Here is an 18,394-nt window from a genome sequence, read left to right as displayed (position 1 = left end):
CTCTTACAATGTTAGGAAGTACCGATGAAAAGCAATCTGTTGACGTTTTCTATGCTCAGCGCCAAACCGGACTACCTTTCAGGAGGTAGCGCATGGATTGAACATATCCCGTTCGCCTTCCTGACAATCGAAGCCTTGCGCCCGGATGTATTTGTCGAGCTGGGCTCGCATCATGGTGATTCGTATGTCGCTTTTTGCCAGGCGGCGAAAACCCTTGAGTTGCCGATGCGTGCGTTTGCCATTGACACCTGGGAGGGCGATTCGCACGCGGGTTTCTATGGCCAGGAAGTTTACGATCGACTGAAGGCGGTTCACGACGAGCCATACGGTCATTTCTCTGAAATGAAACGCATGAAGTTCGATGATGCTCGCGAAGAGTTCGTTGACGGCTCCATCGACTTGCTGCACATCGACGGTCTGCACACCTACGAAGCCGTCAGCCATGACTTCCAGACTTGGCTACCGAAAATGAGCGAGCGTGGTGTGATCCTTTTCCACGACACCGTAGTACGTGATCGCAATTTCGGCGTATGGAAGCTCTGGGCCGAAATTTCCCCCCAATACAACTCGTTTGAATTCCATCACGGCCACGGCCTCGGTGTGTTATGCGTGGGTAAATCGGTGCCGCAGTGCTTCTTGGATCTGCTCGGTCAGTTGCAGGCGCTCCCGGACCACTCCCGCAAGTACTTTCATGCCCAAGGGCGTCAATTGTCACTGCAGAATTACATGCGTGCACAAAATCATAAAAATGAAGTCTCCATGCAGCAATCCGCCGAACAAATGGACCAAGCAGCCGGTCTGCTGCAAGACATGGATCGCCAGATCACTCAGCTCAAAGGTGAGCTGCGTGAATCGCATGCGCTGAATGCCCAGCTCAAACAAGTGCTGGAAATGATCTCCGCCAAGGCTTGATTTTTTCATAACAGGGATGTGCGCCCGGACCATATCGCGTGCTCATCCTCGTTCCGCCCGTCAATTTTATTTATGTAAAAACAACCGCCTTCCCCATGACAGAGTGACCTTTCAGTCATAAAGTGCATCTTTACAGTATTGTGTCTCGCGAGGAGGCCTTGTGGAGTTGTATCGCTCGTCGATTTCGCTTGGCCTAACGCAAGCCAATTCTCTTGATAGCGCTCCGGATTTTGTTTCAGGGGTCAACGTTTAGCTGTTTATTATTGGGAAGCCATGATGATTGGCATAAAAAGCATTGCGAGCTACGTTCCTGTAGCCGGCGTGGACAATTACGCACAAGGTGCAAAATTTGAAAAGGATGAAGAATTCATCCTTGGCAAGATTGGTTCCGCCTTCTTGCCACGCAAGGATGACGGGCAGGAAACCTCGGATCTGTGCGTCGAAGCGGCCAATGCGCTATTTGCCAATAATCCCGATCTGAAGCGCGAATCCGTTGACGTGCTGATCGTTGTCACTCAGAACGGCGATGAAGAAGGTTTGCCTCATACAGCGGCTATCGTCCAGGACAAGCTCGGCCTGCCCACCACAGTGGCAGCGTTTGATATTTCCCTGGGCTGCTCGGGCTATGTCTACGGTATCTATGCCATCAAGGGCTTCATGGAAGCCGCCGGCCTGAAGAATGGTCTGCTGGTGACCGCCGACCCTTATTCGAAGATTGTCGATCCGGAAGACCGCAACACTACAATGCTGTTCGGCGACGCCGCCACCGCTACATGGATGGGCGAGGACGCGCCGTGGCAATTGGGCAAGGCCAAGTTCGGCACCGACGGTTCCGGTGCGCCGCACCTGAAGGTCAGCGATGGCGTGTTCTTCATGAATGGCCGGCAGGTATTCAACTTCGCCTTGCTCAAGGTGCCGGCGCATCTTCACGAGTTGCTCGCCGATTCCGACCTGCAACCCAGTGACATCGATGCGTTCTGCATTCACCAGGGCAGCGCCGCGATTGTCGACGCCGTGGCGCGTCGTTTTGAAGGCGAGCCGGAGAAATTCATCAAGGACATGGTCGAGACCGGCAATACCGTGTCGTCGAGCATCCCGTTGCTGCTGGAGAAACACGTGCTTGATTCCAACTGGAAGCGTGTGGCGTTGAGTGGTTTTGGTGTTGGGTTGTCTTGGGGGTCGGCGATTATCTATCGTCCCTGAGTCGTTTAAACCCAGGCACAAAAATAGCGTCCAAGGTGTAACCTTGAACGCTATTTTTTTGCCTGATGCAAAAGCGAGACGCCATGAGCGAGTTCTTCGAGCGCAATCTCCAAATCATCCAGCAGCGTTGGCCGGCCTTGGCCGAACGCTTGTTGCAGGAGGATGCCAGCGGGTTGCATGCTGATCTGGTGGAAGGCCTTGGGTCTACCCTGAGTATCAACGGCATTCAACTGACCAGTCGGCATGACCGTCTTGCCGAGGCCAACTTGCAAGCCGCCAGTCTTCCGCTAGACGCTTGCGTGGTGCATGTCTATGGCACCGGGCTGGGCGATCTGCAGAGCCGCTTGCTGGAGCGGGCGGGGCTCGAAAGGTTGTGTGTGCATATTCTCAATGGTTCGGTGTTCGCCTTGGTGTTGCAGGTGCTGGATCAGTTGTCATGGCTCGACGACCCGAGAGTGGTATTGCTTTATGCCGGTGATCTGGCGGAAATCCAGTTGCCATTTTTTGCACTGCCCGCCGAGCTGGTGCTGGCCGACGATTACAACGCCAAGATTCGTGATCGATTGATCAGTGAAGTCCATCTGGCTTTTACTAATCGGGAGTTCGATCCACAGTCCCCTGAGATTGTTGAACGCCTGCAATCCACCTTCAGCCTGGTGCGCGAAGATCGCGATGTCGCCGAGCTGTTCGGCGCGTTCAAGGGGCCTGAGGCATTCGTCGTGGCTACCGGCCCCAGCCTTGAGCAACATTTCGAAAGACTGCGCCACCTGAGCGAGCAAGCCGAGCGACCCTTGTTGATTTGTGTCGATACGGCCTACCGACCGTTGATCAATCACGGCATTCGTCCCGACATCGTGGTCAGCATCGACCAGCGTATCTCGGCGCGTCATCTTCCCTCTAAAAACACCGACGGCATTGCGCTGGTCTATCTGCCGATGGCTGACCCCTCAGTGATTGAGGCGTGGCGAGGGCCGCGCTACGTCGGTTACTCCTCCAGCCCAGTCTATTGCCAGATGCGTGAGCAACTGCACCGGGCCGAACTCCACGTAGGCGGCAGCGTGATTCATCCGGCGGTCGATCTGGCGGTGCAGATGGGCGCTGCGCACATCACGCTTTTTGGTGCTGATTTTGCCTTTCCCAATGACAAGACCCATGCAGGATGGGGCGACGGCGACTTGGGGCCGCAGCTAGAGGCGTCCAGGCATTGGGTGCTTGATGGGCATGGTCGTCGAGTCAAGACCCAGCTCAACTTCCGCAGCTACCTATGCGAGCTGGAGCGTTTTATCGCCAGGCATCCCCAGGTGCGGTTCTATAACAGCAGTCGAGACGGGGCATTGATTGTGGGCACCGATTTCCACCCGGAATATGCGCAATGACCGAGCTTGAAGTAGTGATCAATGATGCCCGTGAATGCGCGCATTTGTTTCGCCTTGGGCGAGATGTCGAGGCAGGGCTGGCAATGGTCGCGCTGATCGAATCGGCGCAGCCTTTGGTGGAGCTGATGCCAGGCGATGTCCCCGCGTCGTGGAGCAAGCTGCTTGCCTTGATGCTGGATGACCAGCAGGCGCAGAACTGGGTCTCGTTGGCCGATTACCTCGAGTATGAATGGGCCCAATTGTTGACCGCTGGTCGGCGCAAATAACTTCCTCGGCGCCATTCAACGCTGTCCTGCGCCTCCAGCGCCGTCGCCGGCGTTTCCCTGGCGCCATTTTTTCACCCTCCAGGCGCGGCCAAGTCCTTGATTTACGAGGGGTGGCATCCTGATGGCAAAAATTTTGAAAATTCTGCTAAAGCAAGTTCCAATTACGACGATAACTATTACGAAGGTTCTCTAGGCCACACCCGGCGGTTGCCAGGGCCGGAAGCCGCAGTACCCAACCAACGAGGAATTCGTCATGGCTTTAACAGTAAACACTAACGTCACATCGCTGAACGTTCAGAAGAACCTGGGCAAGGCTTCCGATGCTCTGTCCACTTCGATGACCCGCTTGTCTTCCGGCCTGAAAATCAACAGCGCCAAAGACGACGCCGCTGGCCTGCAGATCGCTACCCGTATGACCTCGCAAATCCGCGGTCAGACTGTTGCGATCAAAAACGCCAACGACGGTATTTCAGTCGCTCAGACTGCTGAAGGTGCGATGCAAGAACAGAGCAACATTCTGCAGCGTATGCGTGAACTGGCCGTTCAGTCGCGAAACGACAACAACAGCGTAGATGACCGTGTAGCCCTGAATAAAGAGTTTGAGGCGATGAGCGCCGAGCTGACTCGTATCTCTACCTCGACCAACCTGAACGGTAAAACCCTGCTGGACGGCGACGCTGGTACCATGACTTTCCAGGTCGGCTCCAATACCGGTGGTGATAACCAGATCACTCTGGTGCTCAGTGACTCGTTCGACGCCGCAACTTTGTCTGTCGACAGTGGCACTATTAGCATCACTGGTGACAGTGCGAGCATCGAAGCCAACTTTACCTTGGCGATCACCAACATCGACGCCGCCTTGAGCACAATTAACGCCGCCCGTGCTGACCTCGGTGCTGCACAAAACCGGCTGACGAGCACTATCTCCAACCTGCAAAACATTAACGAAAACGCCAGTGCTGCACTGGGTCGCGTACAAGACACCGACTTCGCTGCTGAAACTGCCCAGCTGACCAAGCAGCAGACTCTGCAACAGGCTTCCACTTCGGTTCTGGCCCAAGCCAACCAACTGCCATCCGCTGTACTGAAGCTGCTTCAGTAATAGCCGGATGAGTTTTAGCGGGGGAGTGCGCTTGCGTACTCTCTCGCTTTTTTCGTTCAAGAGGTGATGGACATGGATATGAGCGTGAAGCTGAACTTGTCTTATCCAGCTGCGAAGCCGGCGCCGACAGTTGCCGACAAGCCAGTGGAGAAGCCTCGAACCGAGGTCACCAGCCTGGCATCGGTGAAAGACGAGCCTAAAGATGCAATGGCCGAAAAAGACAAGCTCAAGCAAGCGGTTCAGGAAATTGAAAAGTTTGTGCAGTCGGTCAAGCGTAACCTGGAGTTCTCAATTGATGAGCCTTCAGGCAAAGTAGTAGTCAAAGTGATTGCCAGTGGTTCCGGCGAAGTGATTCGTCAGATCCCCAATGAAGAAGTTCTGAAGCTGGCCAATAGCTTGAATGATGCAAACAGCCTGTTGTTCAGCGCGCAAGCCTGACAGCTGGTACGAATTTTGTTGATCGGTTCTTTAGCGTCGCAATCGCCAAAAGGTCGCCGACACACTGAAGGGAGTCCCACATGGCAAGTCCAATTCTACCTGGCTTGGGTTTAGGCTCTGGCCTTGACACCGGTGCTATCGTCAAGGCATTGGTGGATTCTGACAAAGCAGCCAAGCAAGGTCAGATTGACCGTGCCACCAAGACTAATACCTCCAATATTTCCGGGATTGGCACCCTGAAATCCTTGTTGGCTACCTTCCAGTCCACGCTGAAAGCCTTAGGCAGCACGAGCACCCCGCAATTTACCGGCGTCGCCGCCACTTCGGCCAACACCAGTGCGTTGACGGTGACCGCGGGCAACTCGGCGGTAAGTGGTACCTACACGGTAGAAGTCAGCCAACTGGCCACTTCTTCAAAAGTAGCGACGGCTGCTTTCGCCGGTGGGACTTCCAGTGCCGTAGCGGCTGGTACGCTGACTATCAGCCAGGGGGGCACGGATTACGCCCTTGATATCCCGGCGGATTCGACGTTGCAGTCGGTGCGGGATGCCATCAACAGCAAGTACTCCACCAGCGGGCTGACCGCGAACATCGTGACAGACAGCTTCGGTTCACGCCTGGTGGTCGGCTCGACTAAAACCGGTGCGGGTAACGATATTTCCCTCAGCGGTATTGCCAGCCTGACGGCTGACGGTTCCGTTAAAATGGTCTCGCCACCGACCGCGAATTCTTCAGGGTCCCTGGGGCTCGCCCAGGACGCCATATTCAAGGTTGACGGCCTGGAGATGAGCAGCAAGACCAACAAGCTGGATAACGTGGTCTCGGGCTTGAGCATGACGTTACTGGTTGAGGACACAGGCCCGACAATCGTTACCGTCGCTACTAACGCTGACGGCCTGAAGGCTTCGATCCAGAAGTTTGTCGATGCCTATAACGCCGTTGCGAGGGCCGTGACGTCCCTGACTAAGCCATCGACAGACGCGGAGGGGAATTCGGTTCCGGCGGCCTTGACCGGTGACTCGTTGCCCCGCTCGCTGCTGGCGGCCATTCGCACGCCTTTGTCCGAGGCCGGTTCAGGTGACAAGCTGACCGTTCTTTCTCAGCTGGGAATCACCACCAACCAGACGACCGGAACCCTGGATTTCGACAGTGGGAAATTTACTGCGGCGTTGAATGACAAACAGTTGGGCGGGGAAGTCCAGACACTGTTCGCTGGTGAAAATGGCCTCCTTGAGCGCATGAATAATGCTATCAAGCCATACACCGAAGGCAAGACTGGTGTGGGGGGGCTAGGGGGCTCAGAGGCCATCCTGACCACTCGCACCAAGAACCTGGAGCTTCTCAAGGCGAAACTGAGTGAAGACCAGTTGGCCTTGGATCGCCGGATCGAAACCCTTACCGCAGTGCTGACTAAAAAGTATAACGACATGGATACCCTGGTCGGCAGGCTGAAAGCCACCGCCAGCAACATCACTTCCATGTTCGAAGCAATGACGGCACAACAGAAAAATAGCTGATTCTCAACCGATGCAAAAGCCCGGCAGCGTTTTGACAACGCTCCGGGCTTTCGGCTTTTCGGTCTAAAGTTTTTTGACGCGGCGTCGATACGCTGTTTATACGAACCGAAGTTTTTTTGATGAGGTAGAACATGAATCCGATGTTAGCCCTTCGCCAATACCAGAAGATTGGTGCCCAGGCGCAAACCTCCGAAGCAAGTCCCCATCGTCTTGTGCAGATGCTCATGGAAGGTGGGCTGGACCGTATCGCCCAGGCCAAGGGCGCGATGGAGCGCAAGGATATCCCGAACAAAGGCGTTCTGATCAGCAAGGCCATCGGCATCGTTGGCGGCCTGCGCGAAGGCCTGGACCTGGAAAACCAGGCTGAGTCGGTCGCTGAGCTCGATGCCCTTTACGCCTATATGATGAAGCGCCTGGCCGAAGCCAACGCCAAGACCGATCCGAAGATCCTCGACGAAGTCACTGATCTGCTTCGCACGGTCAAGGAAGGCTGGGATGCCATTGCCACGCCTGGTCCGCAATTCTAAGGAGTGCTCCCCATGAGTCTTGTCCTGCAGCGAATCGAACAAACCCGTGAAGCCCTGGTTGATGCCCTGGCCGAGCGAAATTGGGAAGCCATTGGTCAATTGGACCTGGCGTGCCGTACCTGCATGGAAGACGTCATGAGCGAGTCCGAGGTGGACGAGGCGGCGTTGCGTAGTAATCTGGAAGAGTTACTAGGGGTCTACCGCAACTTGCTGGAAGCGGCGACCGGAGAGCGTCAGGCAATCGTGAACGAGATGTCGCAGATTCATCAGGCACAGAACGCGGCGAAGGTTTATCACCTGTTCGGCTGATTTAATTTTCAGTTAACCCGAACAAAGTGCGCCATAAATTTGACTGTGCACGATTTTTTGACTTAACTAGTGGCTGTTTACAGATTTCAGGCGTCTACAGGCATGACAAGTCTGCAAGCGTCTAGCTTGCCCCCAAATTCGGGCACTGAGTTGACTAGGGAAGTTGCTATTGCATGTGGCGTGAAACCAAAATTCTCCTGATCGATGACGATAGCGTCCGCCGCCGTGACCTAGCGGTGATCCTCAATTTTCTTGGCGAAGAAAATTTGCCCTGCGGTAGCCATGATTGGCAGCAGGCTGTCGGCTCTCTGTCCTCCAGTCGTGAAGTCATTTGCGTCCTTATTGGGACCGTAAATGCCCCCGCGTCGCTTTTGGGCTTGCTAAAGACACTCTCAACCTGGGATGAGTTCCTTCCAGTGTTGTTAATGGGTGAAAATTCTTCTCTCGACTTGCCTGAAGACCAGCGCCGCCGAGTACTTTCCACCCTGGAAATGCCGCCCAGCTACAGCAAATTGCTTGATTCGCTGCACCGCGCCCAGGTTTACCGTGAAATGTACGACCAGGCTCGTGAGCGCGGTCGGCATCGCGAACCCAATCTTTTCCGCAGCCTCGTCGGCACTAGCCGTGCGATCCAGCACGTGCGCCAGATGATGCAGCAAGTGGCCGACACTGACGCCAGCGTGCTGATCCTGGGTGAGTCCGGCACCGGCAAGGAAGTGGTTGCGCGCAACCTGCATTACCATTCCAAACGCCGCGAAGCGCCGTTCGTTCCGGTCAACTGTGGGGCGATACCCGCCGAGCTGTTGGAAAGCGAATTGTTCGGCCACGAGAAGGGCGCCTTCACCGGTGCAATCACCAGTCGCGCCGGGCGTTTCGAATTGGCCAACGGCGGCACGCTGTTCCTCGACGAAATCGGCGACATGCCGTTGCCGATGCAGGTCAAGCTGCTGCGGGTTCTGCAGGAGCGTACGTTCGAGCGCGTGGGCAGCAACAAGACTCAGAGTGTCGACGTGCGAATCATCGCCGCGACCCACAAGAATCTCGAGAGCATGATCGAGGTCGGCAGTTTCCGCGAAGACCTCTATTACCGTCTCAATGTGTTCCCTATCGAAATGGCACCGCTGCGTGAGCGGGTCGAAGACATTCCGTTGCTGATGAACGAACTGATCTCGCGCATGGAGCATGAAAAGCGCGGTTCGATTCGCTTCAACTCGGCGGCGATCATGTCCCTGTGCCGCCATGGCTGGCCGGGCAACGTCCGGGAATTGGCCAACCTGGTGGAGCGCATGGCGATCATGCACCCCTACGGTGTGATCGGTGTCGCCGAGTTGCCGAAGAAATTCCGCTACGTCGACGATGAAGACGAGCAAATGGTCGACAGCCTGCGCAGCGACCTGGAAGAGCGCGTGGCGATCAACGGCCATACGCCGGATTTCACCAGCAACGCCTTGCTGCCGCCGGAAGGCCTGGACCTCAAGGACTACTTGGGCGGCCTGGAGCAAGGCCTTATCCAGCAAGCCTTGGACGACGCCAACGGCATCGTGGCTCGCGCCGCAGAACGCCTGCGCATCCGTCGTACCACCCTGGTAGAAAAGATGCGCAAGTACGGCATGAGCCGTCGCGAAGGAGATGAACAGGCGGATGATTGACGCCTGTTTTGCAACCGCCTGATTTTCAGGCGGTTTTTTTTCGGCACGGGTATTGCTAAAGCTCTCGCAACGTTCCGTTTAACTGACGGTCAGCCAAGCGAGAGAGCACGATGACCCAAGCCGCCCTGATGTCTCCTGTCCCAGAGTCGGGACACATGCCGTCCGCCGAACAGGCTAGTCGTCTTGGACTTGAGCAGGCGTTTTCGCTGTTTAACCAGATGTCCAGCCAGCTGACCGACTCCTACAGCCTGCTTGAAGCCCGGGTCACCGAGCTCAAGGGTGAGCTGGCGGTGGTCAGCGCCCAGCGCATGCAGGAGCTGGCGGAAAAAGAACGCCTGGCCAATCGACTGCAAAACCTCCTCGACCTCTTGCCCGGCGGCGTCATCGTCATCGATGCCCACGGCTTCGTGCGCGAAGCCAACCCGGCGGCCTGCGAGCTGCTGGGCTTGCCGCTGGAAGGCGAGTTGTGGCGACACGTCATCGCCCGTTGCTTCGCCCCGCGTGAGGATGACGGTCACGAAGTCTCCCTCAAGGACGGCCGTCGCCTGTCCATCTCGACTCGGTCGCTGGACGCCGAGCCCGGTCAGCTGGTGCTGCTCAACGATCTGACTGAAACCCGTCACCTGCAAGATCAACTGGCCCGTCACGAACGTTTGTCCTCCCTTGGGCGGATGGTGGCGTCGCTGGCTCACCAGATCCGTACCCCGCTGTCCGCTGCGTTGCTGTACGCCAGTCATTTGACCGAGCAGCAATTGCCGATGGAGACCCAGCAACGCTTTGCCGGTCGCCTGAAAGAGCGCCTCCACGAACTCGAACACCAGGTGCGCGACATGCTGGTGTTCGCCCGTGGCGAGCTGCCCCTGACCGACCGTGTAACGCCCAAGGCGCTGCTGCAATCCTTGCAGGCTGCGGCGCTGACTCACGTGCAGGGCTTGCCGATCCGCTGGCAGTGCGACAGCCATGTCGGCGAGGTGCTGTGCAACCGCGACACGCTGGTGGGGGCGGTGTTGAATCTTATTGAAAATGCGATCCAGGCCAGCGATGGCGAGGTGCGGCTCAAGGTCCATCTGTACACGCGCGACAACACCTTGCGCCTGTGCGTCAGTGACAGCGGCAGCGGTATCGAGTCGGCCGTGTTGACGCGTCTGGGCGAGCCATTCTTTACCACCAAGACCACCGGGACGGGCCTCGGCCTGACCGTGGTCAAGGCGGTGGTCCGTGCCCATCAGGGAGAATTGCAGTTGCGCTCGCGGCCGGGGCGCGGCACATGCGCGCTGGTGCTCTTGCCGCTGTTTTCCAGTACGCCAGGGGTGGAGTGAGGGTTATGGCGATCAAGGTTCTGCTGGTCGAGGACGACCGCGCCCTGCGCGAAGCGCTGGCCGATACGCTGTTGTTGGCCGGGCATGATTATGCAGCCGTCGGTTCGGCAGAAGACGCTTTGCTCGCCGTGGCCCGTGAACCGTTCAGCCTGGTGGTCAGCGACGTCAACATGCCGGGCATGGACGGCCATCAGTTGCTTGGTTTGCTGCGGGCGCGCCAGCCGCAATTGCCCGTCTTGCTGATGACCGCCCACGGCGCCGTCGAGCGTGCGGTGGATGCCATGCGCCAGGGCGCCGCGGATTATCTGGTCAAGCCGTTCGAGCCCAAGGCGCTCCTGGATCTGGTCGCGCGGCATGCCTTGGGCAGCCTCGCTGTCGAGGGTGAGGGGCCGGTGGCGCTTGAGCCGGCCAGCGCGCAATTGCTGGAATTGGCCGCGCGGGTAGCCCGCAGCGATTCGACGGTGTTGATTTCCGGCGAGTCCGGCACGGGCAAGGAAGTGTTGGCTCGCTATATCCACCAGCAATCCCGGCGCGCCAGCGAACCGTTCATCGCCATCAATTGTGCGGCGATTCCCGACAACATGCTCGAGGCAACATTGTTCGGGCATGAAAAGGGCTCGTTTACTGGCGCTATCGCGGCCCAGCCCGGCAAGTTCGAGCAGGCCGACGGCGGGACGATCCTCCTCGATGAGATTTCCGAAATGCCGCTGGGCCTGCAGGCCAAGTTGCTGCGTGTATTGCAGGAACGGGAAGTGGAGCGGGTCGGCGCGCGCAAGCCCATCAGCCTGGACATTCGCGTGGTGGCAACGACCAACCGCGACCTGGCCGGCGAAGTGGCGGCGGGGCGCTTTCGTGAAGACCTTTATTACCGACTGTCGGTTTTCCCCCTGGCCTGGCGTCCATTACGCGAGCGCACCGCCGATATCCTGCCGCTGGCCGAGCGCCTGCTGGCCAAACACGTCAATAAAATGAAGCACGCAACGGCCCGGCTGTCTGCCGAGGCGCAGGCTTGCCTGATCGCGTATCCCTGGCCCGGTAATGTCCGCGAGCTGGACAATGCTATTCAGCGAGCCTTGATTCTTCAGCAGGGCGGCTTGATCCAGCCCGAGGATTTTTGCCTGGCGGGCCCGGTGGCCTGCGCGCCATTGCCGGCGCTCAAGCCTGTGCCAACGCAGGTTCAGCCGGTCGAAGTGACGGGGGAATCGGCTGGAGCCCTGGAAGACGACCTGCGTCGTCGCGAATTCCAGATGATCATCGACACCCTGCGCGCCGAGCGCGGCCGTCGCAAGGAGGCGGCTGAACGGCTGGGCATCAGCCCGCGTACCTTGCGCTACAAGCTGGCGCAGATGCGCGATGCCGGGATGGACGTGGAGGCTTATCTCTTCGCCAGTTGATGCCTGTCGCCAGGGGCTGGCCAAGCATGAGTGCGAAGCGCTCATGCATGTAACGGTTGAACCGTGTAGCGCCGGATGCGCTCGCGTGCGCATTTGTTTCTGACGGCCATGGAGCTGGCACCCTTGTTGCTAACACCTGTATACCCGCTGAGTAAGTGTCAAAAAAATGCGGGCCGCCAGAGAGAATAGATCATGAGCCAAGGTATTGAATTTAATCGGTTGATGTTGGACATGCGATCCATGCAGATGGACGCCATGGCCCAGCCTAAATCGGTCGCGGTGCCGCAAGCGGCCGGCAGCAGTTTTTCCGACTTGCTCGGTCAGGCCGTCAATAAAGTGAACGATACCCAGCAGGCTTCGAACCAGTTGGCCAGTGCTTTCGAGATTGGCAAAAGTGGCGTCGACCTGACGGACGTAATGATCTCTTCGCAGAAAGCCAGTGTCTCGTTTCAGGCGTTGACCCAGGTACGCAACAAGCTGGTTCAAGCCTACCAAGACATCATGCAGATGCCGGTCTAAGGAAATTATTGAGTCATGGCAGAAGCAGCCGTTGATAACGTTCCAGCCAAGACCACACCGGTAGACGGCAAGCCGCCGTTGTTCGGTCTGTCTTTCCTGGAAAACCTCTCCGAGATGACCATGCTGCGTCAGGTTGGCCTGTTGGTCGGCCTGGCTGCCAGCGTGGCGATTGGTTTCGCCGTGGTGTTGTGGTCCCAGCAGCCAGACTACCGTCCTTTGTACGGCAGCCTGGAAGGCATGGATGCCAAGCAAGTCATGGAAACCCTGGCTTCTGCCGACATTCCTTACACCGTTGAACCTAATTCCGGCGCCTTGTTGGTCAAGGCCGACGATGTGGCGCGTGCGCGCCTCAAGCTCGCCGCGGCTGGCGTAACGCCGACCGATGGCAACATCGGCTTCGAGATTCTCGACAAGGACCAGGGCCTGGGCACCAGCCAGTTCATGGAAGCGACGCGTTATCGTCGCGGCCTGGAAGGCGAACTGGCGCGGACCATTTCCAGCCTCAACAACGTCAAGGGTGCACGCGTGCACCTGGCGATTCCGAAAAGCTCGGTATTTGTGCGCGATGAGCGCAAGCCGAGTGCTTCGGTCCTGGTCGAACTGTATTCCGGCCGCTCGCTTGAGCCAGGCCAAGTCGTTGCCATTATCAATCTGGTGGCAACCAGCGTTCCCGAGCTGAGCAAGTCGCAGATCACCGTGGTCGACCAGAAGGGCAACCTGTTGTCCGACCAGGCGGAAAATTCCGAACTGACCATGGCCGGCAAGCAATTCGACTACAGCCGTCGCATGGAAGGCATGCTGACCCAGCGTGTGCACAACATCCTGCAACCTATACTGGGCAACGGTCGCTATAAAGCCGAAGTCTCGGCTGATGTAGATTTCAGCGCCGTGGAGTCGACGTCCGAACAGTTCAACCCGGATCAACCGGCGTTGCGCAGCGAGCAGTCGGTGAACGAGCAGCGTACTGCCAGCAACGGCCCGCAAGGTGTGCCAGGTGCCCTGAGCAACCAGCCGCCATCGGCAGCCAGCGCGCCGCAAACCACCGGTGGTGCTACCGCTGCGGCAGGCATGGTGCAGCCAGGCCAGCCCCTGATCGACGCCAACGGCCAGCAGATCATGGACCCGGCCACCGGCCAGCCGATGCTCGCGCCGTACCCGGCCGACAAGCGTCAGCAATCGACCAAGAACTTCGAGCTCGACCGTTCCATCAGCCACACCAAGCAGCAGCAGGGCCGTTTGAATCGCCTGTCGGTTGCCGTGGTCGTGGACGATCAAGTCAAGATCAACGCGGCCAACGGCGAAACCAGCCGTGCGCCATGGACCGCCGACGAATTGGCGCGCTTCACTCGTCTGGTGCAGGACGCCGTCGGTTTCGACGCCAGCCGTGGCGACAGCGTCAGCGTTATCAACGTGCCGTTCTCCCTGGAGCGCGGTGAAGAAATTGCCGACATTCCGTTTTATTCGCAACCCTGGTTCTGGGATGTGGTCAAGCAAGTATTGGGTGTGCTGTTCATCCTGATACTGGTGTTCGGCGTGCTGCGTCCGGTGCTCAACAACATCACCGGTGGTGGCAAGAACAAGCAGCTGGCAGGCTTGGGCGATGTAGAGCTGGGAGGCATGGGCGGCCTGGATGGCGAATTGGCCAACGATCGCGTCAGCCTCGGCGGACCGCAGAGCATTCTGCTGCCGAGCCCGAGCGAAGGCTATGACGCTCAGTTGAACGCCATCAAGAGTCTGGTGGCAGAGGATCCGGGTCGTGTGGCCCAGGTCGTGAAAGAGTGGATTAACGCAGATGAGTGATAATCGAGCCGCTGTTGCCAAATTGTCCCGGGTCGACAAAGCCGCGATCCTGCTGCTGTCCCTGGGTTCGACCGACGCCGCCCAAGTGCTGCGCCACATGGGTCCGAAAGAAGTCCAGCGCGTTGGCGTGGCCATGGCGCAGATGGGCAACGTGCACCGGGAGCAGGTCGAGCAGGTCATGAGTGAGTTCGTCGACATCGTCGGCGATCAGACCAGCCTGGGCGTCGGTTCCGACGACTACGTGCGCAAGATGCTCACCCAGGCCCTGGGCGAGGACAAGGCCAACGGCCTGATCGACCGGATCCTGCTGGGTGGCAACACCAGCGGCCTGGACAGCCTCAAGTGGATGGAACCGCGCGCGGTGGCCGACGTGATCCGTTACGAGCACCCGCAGATCCAGGCGATCGTCGTGGCGTATCTCGACCCGGACCAGGCTGGTGAGGTGCTGGGCAACTTCGATCATAAAGTGCGTCTCGACATCATCCTGCGGGTATCGTCGTTGAACACAGTGCAGCCGGCGGCCCTGAAAGAATTGAACCAGATTCTCGAGAAGCAGTTCTCGGGCAACTCCAATGCTTCGCGCACCACCCTGGGCGGTATCAAGCGCGCGGCGGATATCATGAACTTCCTCGATAGCTCGATCGAAGGCCAACTGATGGACTCGATCCGCGAAGTCGACGAAGACCTGTCCGGTCAGATCGAAGACCTCATGTTCGTGTTCAACAACCTGGCCGATGTCGACGACCGTGGCATCCAGGCACTGTTGCGCGAAGTGTCCTCCGATGTGCTGGTCCTGGCCCTCAAGGGTTCGGACGAAGGCGTCAAGGAGAAAATCTTCAAGAACATGTCCAAACGAGCGGCCGAACTGTTGCGCGACGACCTCGAGGCCAAGGGCCCGGTGCGCGTCAGCGACGTGGAAACCGCACAGAAGGAAATCCTCACCATCGCCCGCCGTATGGCCGAAGCCGGAGAAATCGTCCTCGGTGGCAAGGGCGGCGAAGAGATGATCTAAGGTCGTTATGTCTGCCAAGAGTGATGATTCACCCAGCGACCTGATCCGCGCCCGGGACGTCGGTGGCTTCGACGTCTGGTCGCTGCCCAGCTTCGATCCCCACGTGCCCGAGCCTGAGCCTGCACCGGTGGAAGAACTGCCGGAGATGGAAGAGGTACCGCTGGAGGAAGTGCAGCCGCTGACCCTCGAAGAAGTCGAGAGCATTCGCCAGGAAGCCTATAACGAAGGCTTCGCCATCGGCGAAAAAGAAGGTTTCCACAGCACCACGCTCAAGGTCCGCCAGGAAGCCGACGTGGCGCTGACGGCCAAGCTGCGCGCGCTGGAATCGCTGATGCTCAATTTGTTCGAGCCCATCGCCGAACAAGACACTCAGATCGAAAAATCGTTGGTCGGGCTGGTGCAACACATCACCCGGCAGGTAATCCAGCGCGAGCTGGCGATCGATTCGAGCCAGATCGAACACGTCATGCGCGAAGCCCTCAAGCTGTTGCCGCTGGGCGTGGGCAACGTGCGGTTGTACATCAACCCGCAGGACTTCGAGCTGGTCAAGGCGCTACGCGAGCGCCATGAAGAAACCTGGCGGATTGTCGAAGACGAAACCTTGCTGCCGGGCGGGTGCCGGGTCGAAACCGAGCACAGCCGTATCGATGCGACGGTCGAAACGCGCATCAGCCAGATCATGGCCAAGCTGTTTGACCAACTGCACGAACAGGCCCTGCACCCGGCTCCCGCTGACCTGAGCCTGGAGTTGCCGGACGAACCCAAGGCCGCCGTCATCGTCGATCCGGACGGTGCCGAGCTGATAGCCCCTGAACTGGACGGTCGCGATGCGCCTTGATCGAACCAGCTTCGGCAAGCGCCTGGGCAGCTACGCCGAAGCCACCGAACTGGCCGGCCAGCCGATCCTGGAAGGCCGCCTGCTGCGCATGGTCGGCCTGACCCTCGAAGCTGAAGGCTTGCGCGCCGCCATGGGCAGCCGGTGCATGGTGATCAACGACGACAGTTATCATCCGGTGCAAGTCGAAGCCGAGGTCATGGGCTTTTCCGGCAGCAAGGTGTTTTTGATGCCGGTGGGCAGTGTCGCCGGCATCGCCCCCGGCGCCCGCGTGGTGCCCCTGGCCGATACCGGTCGGTTGCCCATGGGCATGAGCATGCTCGGACGAGTGCTGGACGGAGCCGGGCGTGCCCTCGACGGCAAGGGCGGCATGAAGGCCGAAGACTGGGTGCCGATGGACGGCCCGACAATCAACCCCCTCAAGCGTGACCCGATCAGCGTGCCGCTTGACGTGGGCATTCGCTGCATCAACGGATTATTGACGGTGGGACGCGGCCAGCGTTTGGGCCTGTTCGCCGGTACCGGCGTGGGCAAGAGTGTGCTGCTGGGCATGATGACCCGCTTCACTGAAGCCGACATCATCGTCGTGGGGCTGATCGGTGAGCGGGGCCGCGAGGTAAAGGAATTCATCGAGCACATCCTCGGCGAAGAAGGGCTCAAGCGTTCCGTGGTGGTGGCTTCGCCAGCGGACGATGCGCCGCTGATGCGCTTGCGCGCCGCCATGTACTGCACGCGGATCGCCGAATATTTTCGCGACAAGGGCAAGAATGTCCTGTTGCTGATGGACTCGCTCACTCGTTTCGCTCAGGCTCAGCGGGAAATCGCCCTGGCCATCGGCGAGCCCCCGGCCACCAAAGGTTATCCGCCTTCAGTATTTGCCAAGCTGCCCAAGTTGGTAGAGCGAGCCGGTAACGCCGAGAAGGGTGGCGGTTCGATCACCGCGTTTTATACCGTGTTGTCCGAAGGCGATGATCAGCAAGATCCGATCGCCGACTCGGCGCGGGGTGTGCTCGATGGCCACATTGTCTTGTCTCGGCGCTTGGCCGAAGAAGGGCACTACCCGGCCATCGACATCGAAGCCTCGATCAGTCGGGTCATGCCGTCGGTCATCAGTGCCGAGCACATGAAACGCGCCCAGCAATTCAAGCAGTACTGGTCGCGCTATCAGCAGAGCCGCGACCTTATCAGCGTCGGTGCCTACGTGCCGGGTGGTGATCGCGAGACGGACATGGCCATCAATCTCTATCCGGCCATGGCGGTTTATCTACGCCAGAGCCTGAACGACAACATCGGCATGGGCGCCAGCGAAGCGCACCTGCAGACCATCTTCACCCCCGTCGCTGGCGCGTAACCGGTCATGGCCACGAGTCGTGCTGCACGCCTGGCGCCAGTGGTGGACATGGCGGAAAAAGCCGAGAAGACCGCCGTCCAGCGACTGGCGTATTTCCAAGGGCAAGTGGCCGTCGCCGAGAGCAAGCTGGCGGACCTCGAGAATTTTCGCCTCGAATACCAGGAACAATGGATCGCCCGTGGAAGCCACGGGGTTTCCGGGCAATGGCTGTTGGGTTATCAAGGGTTCCTGGCACAGCTGGGTACGGCCATCGATCAGCAGCGTCAAAGCCTCGTCTGGCACCAGAACAACCTGGAAAAGGCCCGCCAGAGCTGGCAGGAAGCCTTTGCCCGTGTCGAAGGGCTGCGCAAGCTTGTACAGCGCTATATCGACGAGGCTCGGCAATTGGAGGACAAGCGCGAGCAGAAACTGCTGGATGAGTTGTCCCAGCGCCTTCCCCGGCAAGACCCGTATTGATGGTGGATAGAGTTTTGTCGGGAAGCGCTGTGAAACCTTGCCCGAACCTCTACCAAGTGCTAAACCTTGTACACGTATGTCCACGACAAGGAAGTGAATATGTCTGTCGTAACTGAAGTATCCCCAGATGGGCAAAAGCTGACGATCTCGATCAAAGGTCGATTCGATTTTGGCCGGCATCAGGAGTTTCGCGAGTCTTATGAGCGGCTCGACAAAAAGCCTGAGTCCATCGTGGTGGATTTGAAAGAGGCCACTTATCTCGACAGTTCTGCCTTGGGCATGCTCCTGCTGCTGCGCGACCATGCCGGTGGCGACGAGTCGGACATCCGGGTCGTCAACAGCAGCAGCGACGTCAAGAAAATCCTCGCGATCTCCAATTTCGACAAGCTGTTCGACATCAGTTGATCGC

General features: G+C 58.5%; 19 protein-coding genes. All 19 read left to right on the top strand.

Translation table 11 applies throughout. The annotated features are described in order from the left end of the window. Positions 1-24: 24 nt before the first annotated feature. The 19 genes from HU762_RS12610 (at position 25) to HU762_RS12520 (ending at position 18,390) form a co-directional block, all read left to right on the top strand. The gene (locus HU762_RS12610) at positions 25-912 is read left to right on the top strand and encodes a class I SAM-dependent methyltransferase (RefSeq protein ID WP_202883641.1); all 888 of its coding nucleotides are present in this window, start codon (positions 25-27) and stop codon (positions 910-912) included. A 276-nt stretch (positions 913-1,188) separates the two neighbouring features. Continuing rightward, positions 1,189-2,115: a ketoacyl-ACP synthase III gene (locus tag HU762_RS12605; protein WP_186610417.1), complete on the top strand. Its 927-nt coding sequence runs from the start codon at positions 1,189-1,191 to the stop codon at positions 2,113-2,115. Between the two features lie 83 nt (positions 2,116-2,198). Next, positions 2,199-3,491: a 6-hydroxymethylpterin diphosphokinase MptE-like protein gene (locus HU762_RS12600; protein ID WP_186637213.1), complete on the top strand. Its 1,293-nt coding sequence runs from the start codon at positions 2,199-2,201 to the stop codon at positions 3,489-3,491. Beyond that, positions 3,488-3,757 (top strand): hypothetical protein, encoded by a 270-nt coding sequence (locus HU762_RS12595; RefSeq protein WP_186637211.1) that lies wholly within the window; start codon positions 3,488-3,490, stop codon positions 3,755-3,757. The genes HU762_RS12600 and HU762_RS12595 overlap by 4 nt, the downstream gene beginning before the upstream one ends. A 253-nt stretch (positions 3,758-4,010) precedes the next feature. After that, on the top strand, positions 4,011-4,859 hold the full coding sequence (locus tag HU762_RS12590; RefSeq protein WP_186637208.1) for a flagellin domain-containing protein: 849 nt from the start codon (positions 4,011-4,013) through the stop codon (positions 4,857-4,859). A gap of 72 nt (positions 4,860-4,931) precedes the next feature. Further along, positions 4,932-5,297, top strand: coding sequence for a flagellar protein FlaG (locus tag HU762_RS12585; RefSeq protein ID WP_186637205.1), 366 nt, complete (start codon positions 4,932-4,934; stop codon positions 5,295-5,297). Between the two features lie 80 nt (positions 5,298-5,377). Then, positions 5,378-6,814 carry a flagellar filament capping protein FliD gene (gene fliD / locus HU762_RS12580; protein ID WP_186637202.1) on the top strand — a complete coding sequence of 479 codons (1,437 nt, stop codon included), beginning with the start codon at positions 5,378-5,380 and terminating at the stop codon, positions 6,812-6,814. A gap of 131 nt (positions 6,815-6,945) precedes the next feature. Next, positions 6,946-7,341 (top strand): flagellar export chaperone FliS, encoded by a 396-nt coding sequence (gene fliS / locus HU762_RS12575; protein ID WP_186637198.1) that lies wholly within the window; start codon positions 6,946-6,948, stop codon positions 7,339-7,341. A 12-nt stretch (positions 7,342-7,353) separates the two neighbouring features. Further along, complete coding sequence (locus HU762_RS12570) at positions 7,354-7,650, top strand: flagellar protein FliT (protein WP_186637194.1); 297 nt, start codon at positions 7,354-7,356, stop codon at positions 7,648-7,650. Positions 7,651-7,823: 173 nt separating this feature from the next. Next, positions 7,824-9,299, top strand: coding sequence for a sigma-54 dependent transcriptional regulator (locus tag HU762_RS12565; protein ID WP_030141088.1), 1,476 nt, complete (start codon positions 7,824-7,826; stop codon positions 9,297-9,299). Between the two features lie 110 nt (positions 9,300-9,409). Continuing rightward, positions 9,410-10,618, top strand: a complete 1,209-nt coding sequence (locus HU762_RS12560) for an ATP-binding protein (protein WP_186637193.1) — start codon at positions 9,410-9,412, stop codon at positions 10,616-10,618. Positions 10,619-10,623: 5 nt separating this feature from the next. Further along, entirely contained in the window at positions 10,624-12,012 is a 1,389-nt protein-coding gene (gene fleR, locus HU762_RS12555; protein WP_186637191.1) for a sigma-54-dependent response regulator transcription factor FleR, read from the top strand. Between the two features lie 192 nt (positions 12,013-12,204). After that, positions 12,205-12,531 carry a flagellar hook-basal body complex protein FliE gene (gene fliE, locus HU762_RS12550; RefSeq protein ID WP_186637189.1) on the top strand — a complete coding sequence of 109 codons (327 nt, stop codon included), beginning with the start codon at positions 12,205-12,207 and terminating at the stop codon, positions 12,529-12,531. A gap of 15 nt (positions 12,532-12,546) precedes the next feature. After that, on the top strand, positions 12,547-14,331 hold the full coding sequence (fliF, locus tag HU762_RS12545; protein ID WP_186637187.1) for a flagellar basal-body MS-ring/collar protein FliF: 1,785 nt from the start codon (positions 12,547-12,549) through the stop codon (positions 14,329-14,331). Next, a complete protein-coding gene (fliG, locus tag HU762_RS12540) occupies positions 14,324-15,343 on the top strand; it encodes a flagellar motor switch protein FliG (RefSeq protein WP_007958288.1) in 1,020 nt (339 codons plus the stop codon). Before fliF ends, fliG begins: the two co-directional genes overlap by 8 nt. 7 nt (positions 15,344-15,350) lie before the next feature. After that, entirely contained in the window at positions 15,351-16,181 is an 831-nt protein-coding gene (gene fliH, locus HU762_RS12535; RefSeq protein WP_186637185.1) for a flagellar assembly protein FliH, read from the top strand. Continuing rightward, on the top strand, positions 16,171-17,529 hold the full coding sequence (fliI, locus tag HU762_RS12530) for a flagellar protein export ATPase FliI (protein WP_186610429.1): 1,359 nt from the start codon (positions 16,171-16,173) through the stop codon (positions 17,527-17,529). Before fliH ends, fliI begins: the two co-directional genes overlap by 11 nt. Before the next feature lie 6 nt (positions 17,530-17,535). Beyond that, positions 17,536-17,985 (top strand): flagellar export protein FliJ, encoded by a 450-nt coding sequence (gene fliJ, locus HU762_RS12525; protein ID WP_003184033.1) that lies wholly within the window; start codon positions 17,536-17,538, stop codon positions 17,983-17,985. Between the two features lie 99 nt (positions 17,986-18,084). Then, complete coding sequence (locus HU762_RS12520) at positions 18,085-18,390, top strand: STAS domain-containing protein (RefSeq protein ID WP_186637183.1); 306 nt, start codon at positions 18,085-18,087, stop codon at positions 18,388-18,390. Positions 18,391-18,394: the final 4 nt, after the last annotated feature.

It is taken from the genome of Pseudomonas sp. SWRI92 (assembly GCF_014268685.1).
Lineage (GTDB): Bacteria > Pseudomonadota > Gammaproteobacteria > Pseudomonadales > Pseudomonadaceae > Aquipseudomonas > Aquipseudomonas marvdashtae.
The sequence above is the reverse complement of the archived record's forward strand: the minus strand, read 5'-3'. Positions and strand labels throughout refer to the sequence as shown.

What these genes read in the sequence shown, in the direction of transcription:
- HU762_RS12610 (WP_202883641.1), top strand. Translation starts at nt 25, where the DNA reads ATGAAAAGCAATCTGTTGACGTTTTCTATGCTCAGCGCCAAACCGGAC.
- HU762_RS12605 (WP_186610417.1), top strand. Translation starts at nt 1,189, where the DNA reads ATGATTGGCATAAAAAGCATTGCGAGCTACGTTCCTGTAGCCGGCGTG.
- HU762_RS12600 (WP_186637213.1), top strand. Translation starts at nt 2,199, where the DNA reads ATGAGCGAGTTCTTCGAGCGCAATCTCCAAATCATCCAGCAGCGTTGG.
- HU762_RS12595 (WP_186637211.1), top strand. Translation starts at nt 3,488, where the DNA reads ATGACCGAGCTTGAAGTAGTGATCAATGATGCCCGTGAATGCGCGCAT.
- HU762_RS12590 (WP_186637208.1), top strand. Translation starts at nt 4,011, where the DNA reads ATGGCTTTAACAGTAAACACTAACGTCACATCGCTGAACGTTCAGAAG.
- HU762_RS12585 (WP_186637205.1), top strand. Translation starts at nt 4,932, where the DNA reads ATGGATATGAGCGTGAAGCTGAACTTGTCTTATCCAGCTGCGAAGCCG.
- fliD (WP_186637202.1), top strand. Translation starts at nt 5,378, where the DNA reads ATGGCAAGTCCAATTCTACCTGGCTTGGGTTTAGGCTCTGGCCTTGAC.
- fliS (WP_186637198.1), top strand. Translation starts at nt 6,946, where the DNA reads ATGAATCCGATGTTAGCCCTTCGCCAATACCAGAAGATTGGTGCCCAG.
- HU762_RS12570 (WP_186637194.1), top strand. Translation starts at nt 7,354, where the DNA reads ATGAGTCTTGTCCTGCAGCGAATCGAACAAACCCGTGAAGCCCTGGTT.
- HU762_RS12565 (WP_030141088.1), top strand. Translation starts at nt 7,824, where the DNA reads ATGTGGCGTGAAACCAAAATTCTCCTGATCGATGACGATAGCGTCCGC.
- HU762_RS12560 (WP_186637193.1), top strand. Translation starts at nt 9,410, where the DNA reads ATGACCCAAGCCGCCCTGATGTCTCCTGTCCCAGAGTCGGGACACATG.
- fleR (WP_186637191.1), top strand. Translation starts at nt 10,624, where the DNA reads ATGGCGATCAAGGTTCTGCTGGTCGAGGACGACCGCGCCCTGCGCGAA.
- fliE (WP_186637189.1), top strand. Translation starts at nt 12,205, where the DNA reads ATGAGCCAAGGTATTGAATTTAATCGGTTGATGTTGGACATGCGATCC.
- fliF (WP_186637187.1), top strand. Translation starts at nt 12,547, where the DNA reads ATGGCAGAAGCAGCCGTTGATAACGTTCCAGCCAAGACCACACCGGTA.
- fliG (WP_007958288.1), top strand. Translation starts at nt 14,324, where the DNA reads ATGAGTGATAATCGAGCCGCTGTTGCCAAATTGTCCCGGGTCGACAAA.
- fliH (WP_186637185.1), top strand. Translation starts at nt 15,351, where the DNA reads ATGTCTGCCAAGAGTGATGATTCACCCAGCGACCTGATCCGCGCCCGG.
- fliI (WP_186610429.1), top strand. Translation starts at nt 16,171, where the DNA reads ATGCGCCTTGATCGAACCAGCTTCGGCAAGCGCCTGGGCAGCTACGCC.
- fliJ (WP_003184033.1), top strand. Translation starts at nt 17,536, where the DNA reads ATGGCCACGAGTCGTGCTGCACGCCTGGCGCCAGTGGTGGACATGGCG.
- HU762_RS12520 (WP_186637183.1), top strand. Translation starts at nt 18,085, where the DNA reads ATGTCTGTCGTAACTGAAGTATCCCCAGATGGGCAAAAGCTGACGATC.